A 16,139-nucleotide genomic window follows, 5' to 3' on the forward strand; every position below is an offset into this window, starting at 1 on the left:
TAAATTTTATACTATTAGATATTTATCTGAGTCTGATATCTGTATGCCATCAAATGTCGTGGACTCTTTCAGCCATATTTGATCAAGAGTTTCAATGATAGATGTCAACTGTTCTTCTAATGAAATAGCATCTGCGTGATTGATATCTGATCTGCTCCATAACACCCAGCTTTGTGTTTTTTCGTCTTTGCCTAACACAGGTTTCGTGGCACTTTGGCTAAACATATTTTGTTGGCTAAAAACTTCTGCAGTCGGAGAAAATTCTTTCGGCAAATTAGCAAACATTAATAGTTTGCCTACAGGGTACTCAGTAATATTGATTTCTTGCCCATCAAGTAAAAAGCTAACAACTTCGTCGACTTTTAATGGTTGATTGATAGATAAGAGAAGGTGTAAGTTTTCGATAGCACTTACAAATTCTTTATTTGGTTGCATAATTTATCTTAAGAACAGTTATTTGGTTTAATGATGATAGTACCAATTAAGGGGCTGAAATTTTGTATCAATTGGACGTATTTTTTTATATCGGTGAATTTTTATTTCCCTGACTGGCGTAGCGATAATCATTGATCTGAAAATTTCTAAGTAAAGCCACTAAGAGGGTCATGTGTGCAGAGTCCTTCCATCATAAATCTCCCATGGCATAACGCCTGTGCGGTTAAGAAATGTCAGTTTGAAAATATCAGCCCCCATTTTGCTGTTCTATATCTACTTATCCTAATCAGGTCATCTGTTTTTTGGTTGAGGCAAGGAAAAGGCTAGTTACTTATTCTATAAACCGTGACGTAACTGTATGAAGACCCAAGCAGTGAATAAGGACCGATATCGAGAAGCGTTTGTTCGATGACTGCCAAAGTTTGGAGCCGCTCATCATGGTACCGATGTTATCAACGGCCTTTTAATGCCTGTTTTTTAACAATACTGCTAGGTTATTTAGATTGGCGATTAGTGCTTATTGCACTATTGCCGCTGCCTGTAGCACTCGTTGTTCAGATCACCATGATGCGTGGATTCCGACATCGTCAAGAAAAATACATGCAGATTGTCGCTAACATGCATCAAGCTCAGATGGAGTTTTGCGCAGTATTGGTGTGATGAAATTGTTCTCAGTTGACGCAGACTCCTAATGTCAAAGCAACTACCCATGGACGATTATCCGCTCATGGCTCAAGACCATGACGGTTTAAACATTATTTTTGAGTCGTTTTAAAACTTTAATATCGATATTTAACTTAGATTATTTGATTTTGAACTTTGGCTTTATCTGCAAGATATTGTTTTCTAGAAGCGAAAAAGTTTAGGTTCAAAACACACGATTAAAAACCAATTAACCTTAGTACTGTCACAATGAGGTACAATGGGAAGTTAATAGATAATTGGCTGAGACGGGTTGGTGAAGGTCACTTTCTCCTCTGAATAAAGGATAAAAAACGACAATGAGCTTTTCATTAAAAGAAAAATTGGCGGACGCAATCATGGATACTCGCGGACTGATGAAAATAGCCATAGGTTTGGTGGTGGTAACCCTCTTTTGGTTAGGTAGTGTCTATATAGTGCAAGAGCCAGACAAGCTGGATGTTGGCATTATACAAAAAGAGAGTAATGGTTTACTGGGTTATACCACGACTCGAACAATGGAAGAGATCATTGATACTTTACTCGAACAGCCTTTAGGTTATGTAAGCAATGATATTGCTCCTCCTTTTATCTTTTTAGATAATCGTCCCTCATGGGAGTTGGGTGTAGTAAAACAGTTACAGTTTATGGCTCTCGCTATGCAGGATGAATTTTCTCGGTCCAATGCTCAGAGCACCGAAGACCCCAACCTTCAGGCTGCTCAGAGTTTGCTACGTAATGACCATGAAAAGTGGATAATGGTGGATTATCAGGATCGTTTGAAGAATGCTAAACAAGAATTAGAAACGTATCGTCGTCGACTGATGAATGATAACCCACGTGATGGCCAATTCGTTAGTCACTCAACAGCGCTCTCTTACTGGTTGAAAATGGTGAATAAAAGCATGGGCTCTTTGTCTCAGAAACTGTCGGCCAGTCGAGGAGAGTTACAGGTAAATACTGATCTCGTCGGAGAGGCTGGTGGCAAAGTGGCCTGGGCAGACAGCTACTTAATTGAGTCTCATACACCTTGGTTAGAAGTGGATAATGTCTTTTATGAAGCACGAGGTCAGGCTTGGGCAATGTTATCATTTTTTAAAGCGATTCGTGTTGATTTCGATACAACATTATCCGATAAACAAGCGACTGCCATCGTTGATCAAATCATCAAAGAGTTAGAATACGCACTGCAGCCCATTTATAGCCCCTACGTCTTTAATGGTAGTCGGTATGGTTATGGTTTTACCCCTAACTATTCATTGCGCTTAAGTAGTGATATTACCCGTGCTACCAATGGTATTCGGGACCTTATTAACCTGCTGAGTAATGGTTAAAAAGCGTACCAACAGGCTTCCTAATCATTGTGCTGTTAGGATGTAATAAAGTTCGTTGACATAGAACTAAGCCCGGTTTATGTAATTTAACATCGCCGGGTTTTTTATTGTTGTGGAACTCGACAAACAATGTTTTGAAGACTGAATCTTGAACTAATATAGATATATTTTTCTATGACGCCGTGGACCAATGGTAACTTCAACTAATTGTATTTATTAAATATATCCTCTATTTCTATTATATTGCACTTGAGTGCATATTAATTGTTCTGTAATCTGAATTATTGTTTTAAAACAGTGAGTAAAGTGATTATGGATATAAATATACGCGCTGCTATTGTTGAAGATGCGAAGGCACTGACGGAGCTTTATTGTGAGACAAAAGTTCAAAGAGAAACTCTGCATCTCCCCAACATGCAGCCGTCGATTTGGCTTGAAAGATTGTCAAACGTATCAGCTGGAACTTATCACTTTGTTGCTGAAGTGGAGAGTCATGTAGCAGGGCACCTTTTTTTTCATCATAACCAACGTCCTAGGGTCTCTCATACCGCGACGTTTGGTGTTGGAGTTTCAGAGCGTTTTCATGGTTTAGGTATTGGTAGTCAGCTACTGGCCAACGCCATCGATCTTAGTGATAATTGGCTAAATGTGCATCGGATCTATATAGGTGTACATGTGGACAACCAACCAGCAATCGGCCTTTATAAAAAGTTTGGCTTTCACGTTGAGGGAGAATCTATTGACGGTTCATTTAGAGACGGGCAGTACGTAAATATTTATAACATGGCGCGTATTCGACCACTAGAAACTTGATTGGAATGCTCCCAGAGTTTTGGGAGCGTTTTTACAGTCGATACGATTATGTGTCTTGTAAAGTCGATATACTGTGAATCTGATGGTACTTTTCAGCTTGACGGACGCCCATATATCGAGCCAATGTCTTTATTGAAATATCCCTCAGATCAACAATGATCAACCCATCCAGTGCATTATGAAAGCTAGGATCAATATTAAAACTGACCAGCTTTCCGTTTAACGCTAGATATTGACGAAGCAATACTGGCACACTTTTACCTTCATCAATGCGAGCAATAACTTTAGAAAGTAATTGTGGATCGGATAATGTCGTCAACATACTAGTATCCCAGCCATGACAGTCTCTTTTAAGCGGATAAGATGGTGACACATACTCAGCTTTGTCAGCATCATAGTGATGAAGAGTCATTGTCTCAGCAAGAAGTTGTCGACTTTGCGAGTTGTATTCGTTGCTGATACTCACAGGACCGAACAAGTGCGTATACTGCGGGTGTTTAGCAACGAAGCTACCAATGCCTTTCCACAGCAACATCAGTGGTAGCATCGATTTTTGATAGCTTAGATTAATAAAAGATCGTCCCATCTCTATCGACTTACCCATTCTATCAATGAAGGGAACATCAAAATTGAACAAGGTACGACAATACAACCCTGTTATTCCGTGTTTCTGAATTATCTCATCGACTAGGCCGAGCCTATAAGCTCCAACCAAACAACGTGCTTTTCTATCCCAAATAAATAAGTGAAGGTAATCACGATCAAATTCATCAAGATCGGTCATTAGGCCAGTACCTTCACCCACTTTTCTGAAGCAGACCTCTCTTAGTCGTCCAATCTCCTGCATGATGAAAGGTATTTGATCGTACTTCGTACAGTAGACATCAAAATCTTGATGAGTCAGCATCAAATGTTCAGTAGATAGGTTATTGAGATCTTGTTCAATGTGCTCGACGGGAATTGGCGGGGTAATTGGAATAGAGGGTTGTAAGGATATCTGATTGTTTGCCTCTAAAGGCTCCCTATTTTGTAGAAGATAAGTATTTAGGCGTAAGTAGTTCACGATTTGTCGGTCGGTTAACCCAGTTATTTCCTTGTAATGAATCGCACTACCTATGGATATTGAAATACTCTGCGATGATTTATTGAGCAGTTCTCTGCCTAACATTAGCGTTCGCAACAGCGGATGTATTTTACCAGCGAAATAAAAACGCCTAGAGTTTTGACCTGCGATAAAGCAAGGAATCGTTACTGGGTTAGCTTTTCTAATCAAACTAGCGACGGAGCGGCTCCATTCCTTGTCGGCTAATTCTTGTGTTTTACTGTCTAACTGGGAAACTTCACCGGCAGGGAACAAAAGTAAGAGTCCGCCTTTACTTAAGTGGTTATGGGCGAGCCTAAGCGCTTTCAGGTTTGATTTTTGTGCATTTTGGCCATCAAAAACATCAACACCAATAAATAATTCATCTAGTTCTCTAACTGTTTTTAGATATTGATTTGCCAAGATTTGTACGTCGCTGCGTATTTGCAGAAGCAGCTCCGCAAGTATTATTCCTTCAACACCACCAAGCGGATGATTCGCGACGATAACCGTAGCACCTTGCTCTGGTACATAAGCTAATGAGCCTTTTGTTATCTGATAATCAATCCCTAACACTTCTAAAGTAAAACGTAGGAAACTTCGGGTATCACAATTTAATGGGCGTTGTGAATAGAATTTATCCAGTTTATCTAAGCCGGTGGCCCATTCAGTCAATTTTTCAACCAGGCGAAAGGGCGTCTTGTGAGGTAAACGAAAAGGGCTAATAGTATCCATAACTTTTCACTGTGCGAAATTTGAACACGATCAAATTAGTGAAAAGTTATGACAAAGAGACTGCAAAACAATGAGACATCCATGAACAAAAGGTAACAGTTTTGTTAAGGATGCATTTATTGTTATATTTTGGCTTCTACGCTTTACGATTTACCGACATATGTGCAAGGGTAATTAGCGCTTGCTTATAATCTGATTCAGGTATGCAATTGAGCTCTGAGATTGCTTTGTCAGCTTCCTGATATGCTTTCTGTCTTGCATAATCCAAAGATCCGGTTTGCTTCATTATGTCGAGTATTTCTTGCAAATGATCCATTCCATTGGCATTTTCTATCGCTTGCTTGATAAGTTGGGATTGTTCAGGAGAGCTGGTTTGCATCGCGTGTATCAAAGGGAGGGTGGGCTTGCCTTCAGCGAGGTCATCACCAACATTCTTTCCCATCTCTTTCCCGGTCGAAGTGTAATCCATGACATCATCAATAAGCTGAAATGCTGTACCTAGGTAGCGCCCATAGTTTTTCAATGCGATCTCTATTTCAGAAGGTGCTTCACTAAGAACTGCACCAACTTGGGTGGCCACTTCGAACAAACGAGCGGTTTTTGAATAGATGACCTGCATGTAACTTTCCTCACTAACATTTGGATCGTTACAGTTCATGAGCTGTTGTACTTCTCCTTCAGCGATGACATTCACAGCGTCACTCATTAATTTCAGTATTTTCATTGAACCGAGTTCGGTCATCATTTGAAATGAACGAGTGTAAATATAATCACCAACCAACACACTGGCTGCATTACCAAAAGCAGAATTTGCCGTGGCTTTTCCTCGACGCATATCAGATTCATCTACAACATCATCATGTAGCAGCGTTGCTGTATGTATAAATTCGATAAAAGCTGCGGATAAAGTATGTCCTTGCCCCTTATACCCAAGTGCTTTGGCAGAAATTATTGCAAGTAATGGCCTTACACGTTTACCGCCACCGCTTACGATATAAAACCCCAATTGATTGATCAAAGTAACATCGGAGTTTAATTGTGCATGAATAGTTTCGTTTACTTTTGCCATGTCATCGGCAGTAAGAGCTTGGATAGTTGTAAAATCCATTATAAATCCGGCTGAAGTTAGAACCAGTAAGGTATTTAGATCTGTTCAATAACGCCATAATACACCAAAAAACGTTGATAAATACACGCTTAAAAGGCATGATCGATGGACTTTTCTTTGGCGATTAGCTTTTCGCCAATTTTTTAAAAATATGGCTTGTCATAGAGGCGACCTTTCTGTAGAATCTGCGCCCTATTGATGATTAGTTTAGCGCACACCCTATATGCTAGAAATGCATACGGCTGTGCGGAAAAAGCGGAGTAAGATATGTACGCTGTTTTCCAATCTGGTGGTAAACAACACCGTGTAAGCGAAGGTCAAACTCTTCGTTTAGAGAAATTAGACGTTGAAACTGGTGCAAAAGTTGAATTTGATAAAGTTCTACTTGTAGCTAACGGTGAAGACATTAAAGTTGGTGCTCCTCTTGTAGAGGGCGGAAAAGTAGTTGCTGAAGTTGTACAACACGGTCGTGGCGATAAAGTTAAAATCGTTAAGTTCCGTCGTCGTAAGCACTCTCGTAAGCAACAAGGTCACCGTCAGTGGTTCACGGAAGTGAAAATCACTGGTATCAATGCTTAATCGATTAGGAGAGTTTAACAATGGCACACAAAAAAGCTGGTGGTTCTACTCGTAACGGCCGCGATTCAGAAAGCAAACGTCTAGGTGTTAAGCGTTTTGGTGGTGAGTCTGTTCTAGCAGGTAACATCATCGTACGTCAACGTGGTACTAAGTTCCACGCAGGCAACAACGTTGGTATCGGTAAAGACCACACTCTTTTCGCTCTTACTGAAGGTAAAGTGAAATTCGAAGTTAAAGGTCCTAAAAACCGTAAATTCGTTAGCATCGAAGCTGAATAATTGGTTCATTCCAATTATCTTTCAGCCTAGAAACTGAATTCAAAAGCCCTGCCGAACTGGCGGGGTTTTTTATTTATGCGAGCATGTATAACTAAGTGACTTCAAAGCTTTTTAGCTGAAGTGCATGCCTTGAGGTTACTTTGTTATATATGCAGACACTCGAGCCAGTGTCGTACAATATATTCCTGATGACAGAGATACCCCAGACCGAGGGTGTTTCATACATGAAGTCTGCTAAAATTGATATCAATACCCCTGATTAAAGGGTAAAAATGATATTTGCAACGCAGCTATGATAAGTAGCATGAGAGCGGAGTAAAAAATGAAGTTCGTTGATGAAGCGGTAGTAAAAGTTCAAGCTGGTGATGGTGGCAATGGAGTTGTAAGCTTCTGGCGCGAAAAGTTTGTGGCCAAAGGTGGTCCTGATGGTGGTGATGGTGGTGATGGTGGTGATATATATATTCAGGCCGATGAAAACCTAAATACATTAATTGACTACCGATTTCAGCGTTTCTATGAAGCTGAGCGTGGTGAAAATGGGCGCGGTGGTAATTGTACGGGCAAGAGAGGAAAAGACAAAGTACTGAGGGTCCCTGTAGGCACTCGCGCTGTCGATATTCACACCAACGAAATTGTCGCAGAAGTTGCTGAGCACAATAAAAAAGTCATGATTGCGAAAGGTGGATGGCATGGACTTGGTAATACTCGCTTTAAGTCTTCTGTCAATCGAGCTCCTCGTCAGAAGACATTAGGAACAAAAGGTGAAGTTCGAGAAATTAGGTTAGAGCTACTTTTACTTGCAGATGTAGGGATGCTTGGTTTGCCTAATGCTGGTAAATCGACATTTATTCGCGCAGTCTCTGCTGCCAAACCTAAAGTTGCAGACTACCCATTTACAACCCTTATTCCTAGTTTGGGCGTAGTGAGTGTTGTTCCCGAAAAAAGTTTTGTCGTTGCTGATATTCCTGGTTTGATAGAGGGGGCAGCAGACGGTGCCGGGTTGGGCATTCGCTTTTTGAAACACCTAGAGCGTTGTCGAGTATTGCTGCATATGATCGATATCATGCCTATTGATCAAAGCGACCCCATCAGTAATGCATTGACCATTATTGATGAACTTGAGCAATACAGTGAGAAACTTGCTTCTAAGCCTCGTTGGTTGATCTTTAATAAGGCAGATCTAATGCCAGAGGAAGAAGCGAATGAGATTATTCAAAATATCCTTGATGCACTTGGCTGGGAAGATCAATATTTCAAAATATCGGCAGTCAATCGTGATGGCACTAAAGAGCTTTGCTATAAGCTTGCTGACTTTATGGAAAGTTTACCAAAAGAAGAGCAACAAGTGGCCGAAGGTGAGAAAGTCGACTTTATGTGGGATGATTACCACAAAGATGCGATGTCAGGTAAAGATGTTATTACAGAAGATGATGACGATTGGGACGATTGGGATGATGATGAAGATGATGGTCATGTCATTTACGTTCGCGATTAATTAGTCCTTTGAATTGAAAGCCACGATATTTAATCGTGGCTTTTTTATTTATTCGAGAATTTGAGATAGTACAGTTTTACATGCTCGTGTAAAGTATCTGCACCTAAGTCTCTTGAGGTCGCTTGGGGGTAAATTGATAATAATATAAGGTTTTAGATCAATTATGATTATAAGTATGATCGCAGCTATGGCACATGATCGTGTCATTGGAAAGGACAACACAATGCCTTGGCATCTTCCTGCTGATTTTGTTTGGTTTAAGCAATCAACGATGGGAAAGCCCGTTATAATGGGCAGGAAAACTTACGATTCAATCGGGCGCTTATTACCAGGAAGATCTAATATTATTATCAGCCGGAATGTCAACATGAAGGTTGAGGGAGCGATCGTAGTTGCGTCTATTGATGAAGCATTGAAAGCGGCTGCTTCTGCTGAGGAAGTGATGGTGATTGGGGGAGGATCTATTTACCAAAATCTCTTAGCACGTTCCAACAAGCTGTATCTTACTTATATCGATGCTGTGTTAGATGGGGACACCCAATTTCCCGAGTGGGGCGATGATTTTGTTGAGACATATTCACAAAGTTATCTAGCAGACGATAAGAATGCCTATAATATGCGTTTTGTTATTTTGGAAAAGTCATGATCCTGTGAATGAGTGAATCGCTCATTCTTTGTATGCGTTTTGGGTAAAGTACTGTTGATCTTCCCAGCGAAGCATAGTGAGTTGTCCACCCCATACACATCCTGTGTCTAAGCCAATGACGTCTTTATTCTGATAGCCGTTGAGTGCTGCCCAGTGGCCGAATAGGATGGTTTTTTCTATAGCGTGTCTCTCGTTTACTTTAAACCATGGAGTGAGGTTTACGTGCTTTGCCTCTTTAGGAGGGAGTTTGCAATGCATATCCAGTCGACCATCGAAGTGACAAAAGCGCATGCGGGTAAATGCATTAATAATGTAGCGGTAGCGTTCAATACCATGCAAGTTCTCATCCCATTGCTCAGGTGCGTCACTGTACATATTTTCTATAAGCCATGTCCACTTGTCGCTTTGAAGTACAGCTTCTACCTCTTTAGATGCTTGAAGAGCCTGATCTAATGTCCATTGTGGTGATAGGCCTGCGTGACACATAACAAAGTCATCGTGCTCTAAAATAAGAGGCTGATGTCTCAGCCAATTGAGTAGGATCTCTTTGTCGTGTGCTTCAAAAATAGGTGCTGTTCTGTCTTTATTTTTGACTTTGAACAATCCCAATGAAACCGCGAGCAAGTGTAAATCATGGTTACCGAGTACTATTTTTGCACTGTCACCGAGAGAATGTGCAAAGCGGAGAACTTCTAAGGATTTAGGACCACGAGCGACCAGATCGCCAGCAAACCATAATGAATCAGAATCTGGGTTAAATTTTACTTGAGCCAGAAGAGCATGTAATTCATCAAAACAGCCTTGTATGTCACCAACAATATACGTTGCCACGCTTTGTTCCTAATTCAAAATATTTGGGATTGCGAGTCGAAAAGGCTCTATCTCAGTAATGAATTCAACGCCTTTGTCATCCTGCATAATGTATTGCCCCTGCATAACACCAACTGGGGTTTCAATGACTGTACCACTGTTGTAAGTATACTCATCGCTCGCGCATATATAGGGCTGTTGACCAACAACTCCTTCACCCTCGACGGTCATTTGTTTGCCATTCGAGTCTGTAATTAGCCAGCGTCGACTTACCAGTTGCACTGTCTGTTGGCTTAGATTTTTGATGGTGATGATGTAGGCAAAAACAAAGCGTTTTGCATCCGGCTGTGATTGGTCGGGAATATATTTACTGTGAACTTGGATTTTAATACAAGGCGTAGTTTCCATATAAACTCCTATCCAAAGTCTCAAGGGTGATAAACCTGAGCCCATCACCCTTATTATATAGTGTTTACTTGGTCTTTGCGTCTAGCCAATTGGCCATACTGACAAATTGCTCGAGTGTGAGATTTTCTGGGCGCATACTTGGGTTTATTCCGAGCTCTTCTAGGACATCGGTATCAAGTAGGCCCTTGTAGCAGTTGCGCACCGTTTTTCTACGTTGGTTGAAGCCCTCCCGACAGACACGGTCTAACCATTTTAAATCAGCTACCGGATGAGGTAAGTCTTCATATGGAGTGAGCCGAACTACAGCGGAGTCCACTTTTGGAGGTGGTACAAATGCGCTTGGTGGAACCTCCAGTACAGGCATGACTTTACAAAAGTATTGTGCCATCACAGTTAGTCGTCCATAGGCTTTTGTACCCGGACCCGCAGCAAGGCGGTTAACGACTTCCTTTTGCAGCATAAAGTGCATATCTTGAATGTCTTTATGAAACTCAAAAAGATGGAACATTAAAGGGGTAGAGATGTTATATGGAAGATTACCGAAAATACGCAGCTTATTATTAGGTTTTACCAGTTGCGTAAAATCAAAGCGCATTGCATCGCCTTCATGAATGGTTAACTTTTCACCAAGGTCGGGATGATTGCGTAGCCTTTCAGCCAGATCTCTGTCTAGCTCAATAACAGTAAACTTATCAACTTCTTTTCCCACAGGCTCTGTAATTGCACCAAGGCCTGGGCCAATTTCGACGAGGTTTTGACCCGGTTTGGGGTTTATTGCGGAGACGATACCATCAATGATATAAGGATCGTTGAGGAAGTTTTGACCAAAGCGTTTCCGCGCTTTGTGCCCTAAATGGACATCATTTCTCATAGTAATCTCAAATTTGTTTAATGTTTTTCAGCCATCTCTATTGCATAGGAAAGAGCAGTCTTTAAGCTCCCTTGGTCGGCTTTACCCGTACCTGCAAGATCGAGTGCCGTACCGTGATCAACGGAGGTTCTGATAAACGGGAGGCCCAGCGTTATATTTACCGAGCGCCCAAAGCCTTTATATTTTAATACAGGCAATACTTGGTCATGATACATACCAAGGATAGCATCTGCATCATCTAAATATTTCGAATTAAAAATTGTATCGGCTGGAAGTGGGCCAATAATATCCATATCATCAACCGAGCGCAGCTTATCAAGGGCAGGAGTAATTATGTTTATTTCCTCCATACCAAGACATCCATCTTCACCTGCGTGAGGGTTTAGACCACAGACATATATTTTGGGTGATACGATAGCAAATTTTTCTATTAAATCTTTGTGCAGTATTTTGACAACTTTTTCGATCTTGGCTTCAGTCACTGCATCAGAGACTTGAACAAGAGGAATGTGTGTTGTGACGAGCGCCACGCGCAGTCCCTCTGTTGCAAGCATCATCACAACAGTTGGTGTATTAGATTGTTCAGCAAAAAACTCGGTGTGACCACTAAAATCCACACCTGACTTATTGATAATTCCCTTATGAACAGGACCGGTAACAATAGCATCAAACTCACCACTCATACAGCCTTTCGCTGCTCTTTCGAGAGTTTTTAATACATATTGACTATTCTTTTCGTCAAGACAGCCGGGAACTACTTTAGTCTGTACGGAAATGTGGTCGACAACCAGCGTTCTAGCTTCTGTGTGATGAGGTGGAAGTGTGTTGTCGTAATCGATAAACGATATTGTTAATCCCAATAATTGAGCACGTTCCTTGAGGACACTTTTATCTCCACAGACGATTATTTGGTGTGACCAACTTTGTTGTGCGAGTGCCAAAACAAGATCGGGACCGATCCCTGAAGGCTCACCCGCAGTAATAACAATCCGTTTAATGGACATATTAAACGTCATCTCCGATCATCTCTACAAACGCTCCTGCTCTTATTTCTTGTAACCAGGCACCGGCTTCTTCATTGAACTTACGATTGAAAATAATGCGGTAGGCTTTATTTTTAAGAGAAGCGTCCGTTCTGTCAACTTGCTTTCTGCCAGTTACTTCGACGATGTGCCAGCCATGTACAGTTTTAAAGGGAGCGCTTATTTGTCCTATCGGAAGTGTGTCTAGCTGGTGTTTAAACTCTGGTACATAAATGTCTGAGGTATGAAAACCAAGCTCTCCACCTTGCGTTCCTGAGCCAGTATCTTGACTGTATTGTTTTGCCATTTGACTAAAGGTGACTTCACCACTTTTGATACGTTTAGTGATTTCTATCAACTCCTTTTTTACGCCCTCATCACTTAAAATAATGCTGGGTTTTATCAGAATATGACGAGCGTTCACCTCAGTAACAGCGACTGTTTGAAGGCCTTTAACATCTTCAATTTTTAGAATGTGGAAGCCACTACCACTCATAAATGGGCCAATAATACTGCCTTTATTTTGCATTTTAATCTCGTCAGCAAAAATAGTCGGCATTTCTTCTTTACGCATCCAACCCCAATCGCCTCCTTTGAGTGCTTTGGGTCCTTTTGAAAAGGTATAGGCCATTGTTTTGAAATCAGCACCTTTCTCCAGCTCGGAAACTATATCCATGGCCTGTTGCTTGATTTGTGCCTTATCATCTCCATCTTCTACTCGAAGTTGTATATGTCCAATTTTGTATTGGACAGTCGCACTGCTTTCTTGAGACAAGAGAGAGGCTAAATGGTCTACTTCTGATGGTAGTATATTGATGCGGCGTCTTACAATCGCATTTCTTGCTTCGCTAACTGAAATCTCTTTTCGAACTTGGTCTCTAAAGAGAGCATAGTTGAGCCCTTCCTTTTGGAGTTCTTCTTTTAGCTCTGCGATGGTTTGCTGATTGTTTTTGGCAATTTCTTCAATGGCTTCGTTGAGCCTACCGTCATCTACTTTCACACCTATTCTATCAGCTTGCTGCTGTTGTATCGTATCAAGTATCAACTTTTCGGTAACTTGTTCTTCTAATACTGAGTTAGAAGGCAATGTTTGTCCTTCTTTTTTTGCATTGATTTTGAGCGTTTTCATCGCGGTTTTAATATCACTTTGCAGTATCACGCCGTCGTTGACAATGACCGCAACTTGATCAAGTGCAACTTCCTGCTGAGCTACTGCATGATTTATGTTCAGTGATAAAAAGGCCAAAATAATGTAGTTCCACAATTTCATGTAAAGCCCTATTAATTATTTTATCTATGGTGTGATTCACCGAGGTGTTAGTTATTCAATAAAAATGGTCTACCGTACCCTAGAGACATTCCTGCGGCGCTATCACTTCCAGCTGCTGTCCCTACTTCTGAGGAACTTGTCCCTATGCGAGTACCAAATCCGATAATTCCAAAATTAAAACCAAAGTTATTTTCATAAGTCGGTTGAGAATTTGGGTAACTTACAAAGTTGGGTTCCCATGAGACCAGTTTGTTGCTGTAAGTGAAACCAATGTACCAACAATCAGAGGTGTAAGTGAGACCACCCAGCCACTCGATGGCCTGATCTGTGGTTAAGTCATAAAAATATTGTGCGTTAGAACTCCATTTCCTTGTCAGTTGGTAGCCAGCGAGCAGTCCTAGTTGCGAGATACCATCCTCAGTAATATAATTTAGATTACTGCTGCTTTCTCCGAGCGTACTTTCAATATATTTACGGGTAACGTAACGATAATTTGCTTGTGCGAACCCCTTACTAAATCGATATTCAAGCGTACTGTTTCCCAATTGTAACTCGCTGGAGTCAATATCGTATTGAACTCCACCATGATAAAACAGGTAGTCATCGTAGTTGAAGTCCATCTCTATTGCCCATGCTGAGTAATTGGACGCTTCTTCATTAGTTTGATCCAATAAAGATTGAGTTTTCGTCGCCTTATCGAGGTAGATTATCTGACCAAATGAAATGTTGAGTCTTTCTTTAAATTGATCGTCATAGAAACGTGTCGTTGCTCCGTAGCTAAATTGGTTAGCCCCCGCTATTTTGTCGACACCGCTGTACTTACGGCTGCGGAATAGCCCATAGTAATCGGTTTCTAAAAGCGTAGTGTCGTAATCAGCAATACTACTCTGATCTCTAGTGGGTACGTACAGGTATTGTACCTGTGGTTCAATGGTCTGAGTGTAGTTATCCAAAATAACGCTATCTCTTTCTAATACTATTCCAGCTAGAGATCGAAATTCAGGTATCGTTCTGGACACTTCTTTTTTAAGACCATATAAGGGTTGGCCTGGCGTTTCGGTATCAACACCTTCTAGATCCTGTTGGTAATAAGTTGAAAGCAAACGTACTTCAGTGGTCCAGTTTCCCCAGGTATTACCAATAGGAACCGTCAGGCCAGGCTCAATATGCAGCCGTGTTGCAGAGGGCTTACCCTTTGCATCGGTATCAAAGCGTGAAATGTGACTAATCACATCGAAATCAAGATATTTCATCAATTCAGGACTGTAATAATTAAAGCTCAATTGCGGCAGCAAACGATAGGGTTGGCTACCTTGCGATAGAACCTGAAAATCTCGACTAAGTATGGATGTATCCCAATTATGGGTGCGGTAGGATGCCCTAAATTCTTGTATTAGCTGCCCATCTTCTTGTTTACCAATCTTAGAGTCAACGTCGGTAAAATAGCGTATGTCGCTTACTTTTGAATAGTCGGTTTCAAACTTCCAGTTTTCCTGAAAAATACCAGTATGTACCCATTGGAATCCCCAACGGTGCTCGTACTCTGGGAATTTTTTATCTTCGATTAAGTACTCGGTTTTAATTGTACTAAAACCTGCATCAGATAAATAACGAAACTCACTATCAAGACGATTTCCACGTTTTTGCTTGTTTTTAAATGTGGTTTTTAAGTCATAGTCTGGTGCCAGGTTCCAGTAGATCGGAATTTCCGTACCGAGACCATCCTTTGTGCCATAGGATACTGTGGGATACAGAAATCCTGTTTTACGGGTATCACCGATCGGTACCGTTAAGAAAGGCAAGTAAAATACGGGGACATTAGCAATTTCGAATCTGGGATTGTAAAAGGTTGCTTCCTCTTCATCCTGATCGATATCAATGCTTGATGCACGCATTCGCCAAGACTTATCTCCCTCTGGGCAAGAGGTAATCGTTCCATCTTCAATTTCGTAAACGGCCTTGCCTGTCTTTGATACATATACGGCTTCGCCGCGTCCCGGCTCACAGAGAAAGTTATACCGGGTATTTTCTAGGGTAACTAGATCACTATTGAGTTTATTGGTTGCTTTGTCCGATATTGTCTTAATTTGACCATCACTAAAGGTGACATTTCCTTCAGCAACAACAATCTCTTCTTTTTGGTGATAAACCATATTATCGGCCAGCATGCGCTTTTGGCCTTGGATAGCGACGACATTGCCTTTGTATGTGGCTTTTTCACCATTAATTGCTTCAAGATGATCGGCATCAACCACTACAGGCTCTTGTTTAGACGAGTCAGGCTGGTCTATTAAGCATTGATCAATCAATGGCACCTCTTCAATGGTTTGTGGTTTTGAATCCTCTGATAAAGGTGTCGTTTGACTTTTGAATTTTATTGAAACTTGGTTATCAATTGCGGGCGATTCTTGCCTCTTATTCTCAGAAAAGGATTCTGCTTGAGCAAAAGGTACCATCAGGGCTGCACTGATTGAAGCAGCTAACACAGTTCGAGAAAAACGCAACATCGAGTATTACTTTCCTGTTTAACTTGATATGTCCGGTAATTAACAGACCGAAACTAAAAATGATTC

The 16,139-nt window shown here is 41.1% G+C and carries 15 protein-coding genes and 1 pseudogene; 7 read left to right on the forward strand and 9 right to left on the reverse strand.

The features are described from left to right. Positions 1 to 6: 6 nt before the first annotated feature. The gene (locus tag RH40_RS13245; RefSeq protein WP_009602054.1) at positions 7 to 435 is read right to left on the reverse strand and encodes a CesT family type III secretion system chaperone; all 429 of its coding nucleotides are present in this window, start codon (positions 433 to 435) and stop codon (positions 7 to 9) included. A 380-nt stretch (positions 436 to 815) separates the two neighbouring features. Here RH40_RS13245 and RH40_RS13250 point away from each other — a divergent pair. The 3 genes and pseudogenes from RH40_RS13250 to RH40_RS13260 all read left to right on the forward strand — a co-directional run. Then, positions 816 to 1,124 (forward strand): annotated as a pseudogene (locus RH40_RS13250) (ABC transporter ATP-binding protein); the annotation flags it as partial. A gap of 312 nt (positions 1,125 to 1,436) precedes the next feature. Then, positions 1,437 to 2,450 carry a DUF2333 family protein gene (locus RH40_RS13255; RefSeq protein ID WP_009602056.1) on the forward strand — a complete coding sequence of 338 codons (1,014 nt, stop codon included), beginning with the start codon at positions 1,437 to 1,439 and terminating at the stop codon, positions 2,448 to 2,450. Between the two features lie 312 nt (positions 2,451 to 2,762). Further along, positions 2,763 to 3,263, forward strand: a complete 501-nt coding sequence (locus RH40_RS13260) for a GNAT family N-acetyltransferase (protein ID WP_009602057.1) — start codon at positions 2,763 to 2,765, stop codon at positions 3,261 to 3,263. 46 nt (positions 3,264 to 3,309) lie between these two features. Here the strand turns inward: RH40_RS13260 and RH40_RS13265 are convergent, their stop codons facing one another. Both RH40_RS13265 and ispB read right to left on the reverse strand, forming a co-directional pair. Beyond that, a complete protein-coding gene (locus tag RH40_RS13265) occupies positions 3,310 to 5,079 on the reverse strand; it encodes a bifunctional lysophospholipid acyltransferase family protein/GNAT family N-acetyltransferase (RefSeq protein WP_009602058.1) in 1,770 nt (589 codons plus the stop codon). Between the two features lie 136 nt (positions 5,080 to 5,215). Continuing rightward, positions 5,216 to 6,187, reverse strand: a complete 972-nt coding sequence (gene ispB / locus RH40_RS13270; RefSeq protein ID WP_009602059.1) for an octaprenyl diphosphate synthase — start codon at positions 6,185 to 6,187, stop codon at positions 5,216 to 5,218. Between the two features lie 267 nt (positions 6,188 to 6,454). Here ispB and rplU point away from each other — a divergent pair, with 267 nt between their 5' ends. The 4 genes from rplU to folA all read left to right on the forward strand — a co-directional run bounded on the left by rplU (position 6,455) and on the right by folA (position 9,185). Beyond that, positions 6,455 to 6,766: a 50S ribosomal protein L21 gene (rplU, locus tag RH40_RS13275; RefSeq protein ID WP_009602060.1), complete on the forward strand. Its 312-nt coding sequence runs from the start codon at positions 6,455 to 6,457 to the stop codon at positions 6,764 to 6,766. Positions 6,767 to 6,786: 20 nt separating this feature from the next. After that, complete coding sequence (rpmA, locus tag RH40_RS13280; RefSeq protein ID WP_005383095.1) at positions 6,787 to 7,044, forward strand: 50S ribosomal protein L27; 258 nt, start codon at positions 6,787 to 6,789, stop codon at positions 7,042 to 7,044. A 322-nt stretch (positions 7,045 to 7,366) separates the two neighbouring features. Beyond that, on the forward strand, positions 7,367 to 8,539 hold the full coding sequence (gene cgtA, locus RH40_RS13285) for an Obg family GTPase CgtA (RefSeq protein ID WP_009602062.1): 1,173 nt from the start codon (positions 7,367 to 7,369) through the stop codon (positions 8,537 to 8,539). 163 nt (positions 8,540 to 8,702) lie between these two features. Then, positions 8,703 to 9,185 (forward strand): type 3 dihydrofolate reductase, encoded by a 483-nt coding sequence (folA, locus tag RH40_RS13290; RefSeq protein ID WP_009602063.1) that lies wholly within the window; start codon positions 8,703 to 8,705, stop codon positions 9,183 to 9,185. Between the two features lie 21 nt (positions 9,186 to 9,206). Here folA and apaH read toward each other — a convergent pair whose 3' ends face one another. From apaH to lptD, 6 genes are all read right to left on the reverse strand, one after another. Continuing rightward, complete coding sequence (gene apaH / locus RH40_RS13295; RefSeq protein WP_009602064.1) at positions 9,207 to 10,016, reverse strand: bis(5'-nucleosyl)-tetraphosphatase (symmetrical) ApaH; 810 nt, start codon at positions 10,014 to 10,016, stop codon at positions 9,207 to 9,209. Between the two features lie 9 nt (positions 10,017 to 10,025). After that, positions 10,026 to 10,403, reverse strand: coding sequence for a Co2+/Mg2+ efflux facilitator ApaG/CorD (gene apaG / locus RH40_RS13300; RefSeq protein WP_009602065.1), 378 nt, complete (start codon positions 10,401 to 10,403; stop codon positions 10,026 to 10,028). A 64-nt stretch (positions 10,404 to 10,467) separates the two neighbouring features. Continuing rightward, complete coding sequence (gene rsmA / locus RH40_RS13305; protein WP_086009809.1) at positions 10,468 to 11,280, reverse strand: 16S rRNA (adenine(1518)-N(6)/adenine(1519)-N(6))-dimethyltransferase RsmA; 813 nt, start codon at positions 11,278 to 11,280, stop codon at positions 10,468 to 10,470. Between the two features lie 11 nt (positions 11,281 to 11,291). Further along, on the reverse strand, positions 11,292 to 12,278 hold the full coding sequence (gene pdxA, locus RH40_RS13310; RefSeq protein WP_039954711.1) for a 4-hydroxythreonine-4-phosphate dehydrogenase PdxA: 987 nt from the start codon (positions 12,276 to 12,278) through the stop codon (positions 11,292 to 11,294). Position 12,279: 1 nt separating this feature from the next. After that, a complete protein-coding gene (gene surA / locus RH40_RS13315) occupies positions 12,280 to 13,566 on the reverse strand; it encodes a peptidylprolyl isomerase SurA (protein ID WP_009602068.1) in 1,287 nt (428 codons plus the stop codon). A 47-nt stretch (positions 13,567 to 13,613) separates the two neighbouring features. Then, on the reverse strand, positions 13,614 to 16,073 hold the full coding sequence (lptD, locus tag RH40_RS13320) for an LPS assembly protein LptD (RefSeq protein ID WP_009602069.1): 2,460 nt from the start codon (positions 16,071 to 16,073) through the stop codon (positions 13,614 to 13,616). Between the last annotated feature and the right edge of the window lie 66 nt (positions 16,074 to 16,139).

The organism is Vibrio caribbeanicus ATCC BAA-2122, from assembly GCF_000165125.1.
Classification (GTDB): domain Bacteria; phylum Pseudomonadota; class Gammaproteobacteria; order Enterobacterales; family Vibrionaceae; genus Vibrio; species Vibrio caribbeanicus.

What these genes read in the sequence shown, in the direction of transcription:
- RH40_RS13245 (WP_009602054.1), bottom strand. Translation starts at nt 435, where the DNA reads ATGCAACCAAATAAAGAATTTGTAAGTGCTATCGAAAACTTACACCTT.
- RH40_RS13255 (WP_009602056.1), top strand. Translation starts at nt 1,437, where the DNA reads ATGAGCTTTTCATTAAAAGAAAAATTGGCGGACGCAATCATGGATACT.
- RH40_RS13260 (WP_009602057.1), top strand. Translation starts at nt 2,763, where the DNA reads ATGGATATAAATATACGCGCTGCTATTGTTGAAGATGCGAAGGCACTG.
- RH40_RS13265 (WP_009602058.1), bottom strand. Translation starts at nt 5,079, where the DNA reads ATGGATACTATTAGCCCTTTTCGTTTACCTCACAAGACGCCCTTTCGC.
- ispB (WP_009602059.1), bottom strand. Translation starts at nt 6,187, where the DNA reads ATGGATTTTACAACTATCCAAGCTCTTACTGCCGATGACATGGCAAAA.
- rplU (WP_009602060.1), top strand. Translation starts at nt 6,455, where the DNA reads ATGTACGCTGTTTTCCAATCTGGTGGTAAACAACACCGTGTAAGCGAA.
- rpmA (WP_005383095.1), top strand. Translation starts at nt 6,787, where the DNA reads ATGGCACACAAAAAAGCTGGTGGTTCTACTCGTAACGGCCGCGATTCA.
- cgtA (WP_009602062.1), top strand. Translation starts at nt 7,367, where the DNA reads ATGAAGTTCGTTGATGAAGCGGTAGTAAAAGTTCAAGCTGGTGATGGT.
- folA (WP_009602063.1), top strand. Translation starts at nt 8,703, where the DNA reads ATGATTATAAGTATGATCGCAGCTATGGCACATGATCGTGTCATTGGA.
- apaG (WP_009602065.1), bottom strand. Translation starts at nt 10,403, where the DNA reads ATGGAAACTACGCCTTGTATTAAAATCCAAGTTCACAGTAAATATATT.
- pdxA (WP_039954711.1), bottom strand. Translation starts at nt 12,278, where the DNA reads ATGTCCATTAAACGGATTGTTATTACTGCGGGTGAGCCTTCAGGGATC.
- surA (WP_009602068.1), bottom strand. Translation starts at nt 13,566, where the DNA reads ATGAAATTGTGGAACTACATTATTTTGGCCTTTTTATCACTGAACATA.
- lptD (WP_009602069.1), bottom strand. Translation starts at nt 16,073, where the DNA reads ATGTTGCGTTTTTCTCGAACTGTGTTAGCTGCTTCAATCAGTGCAGCC.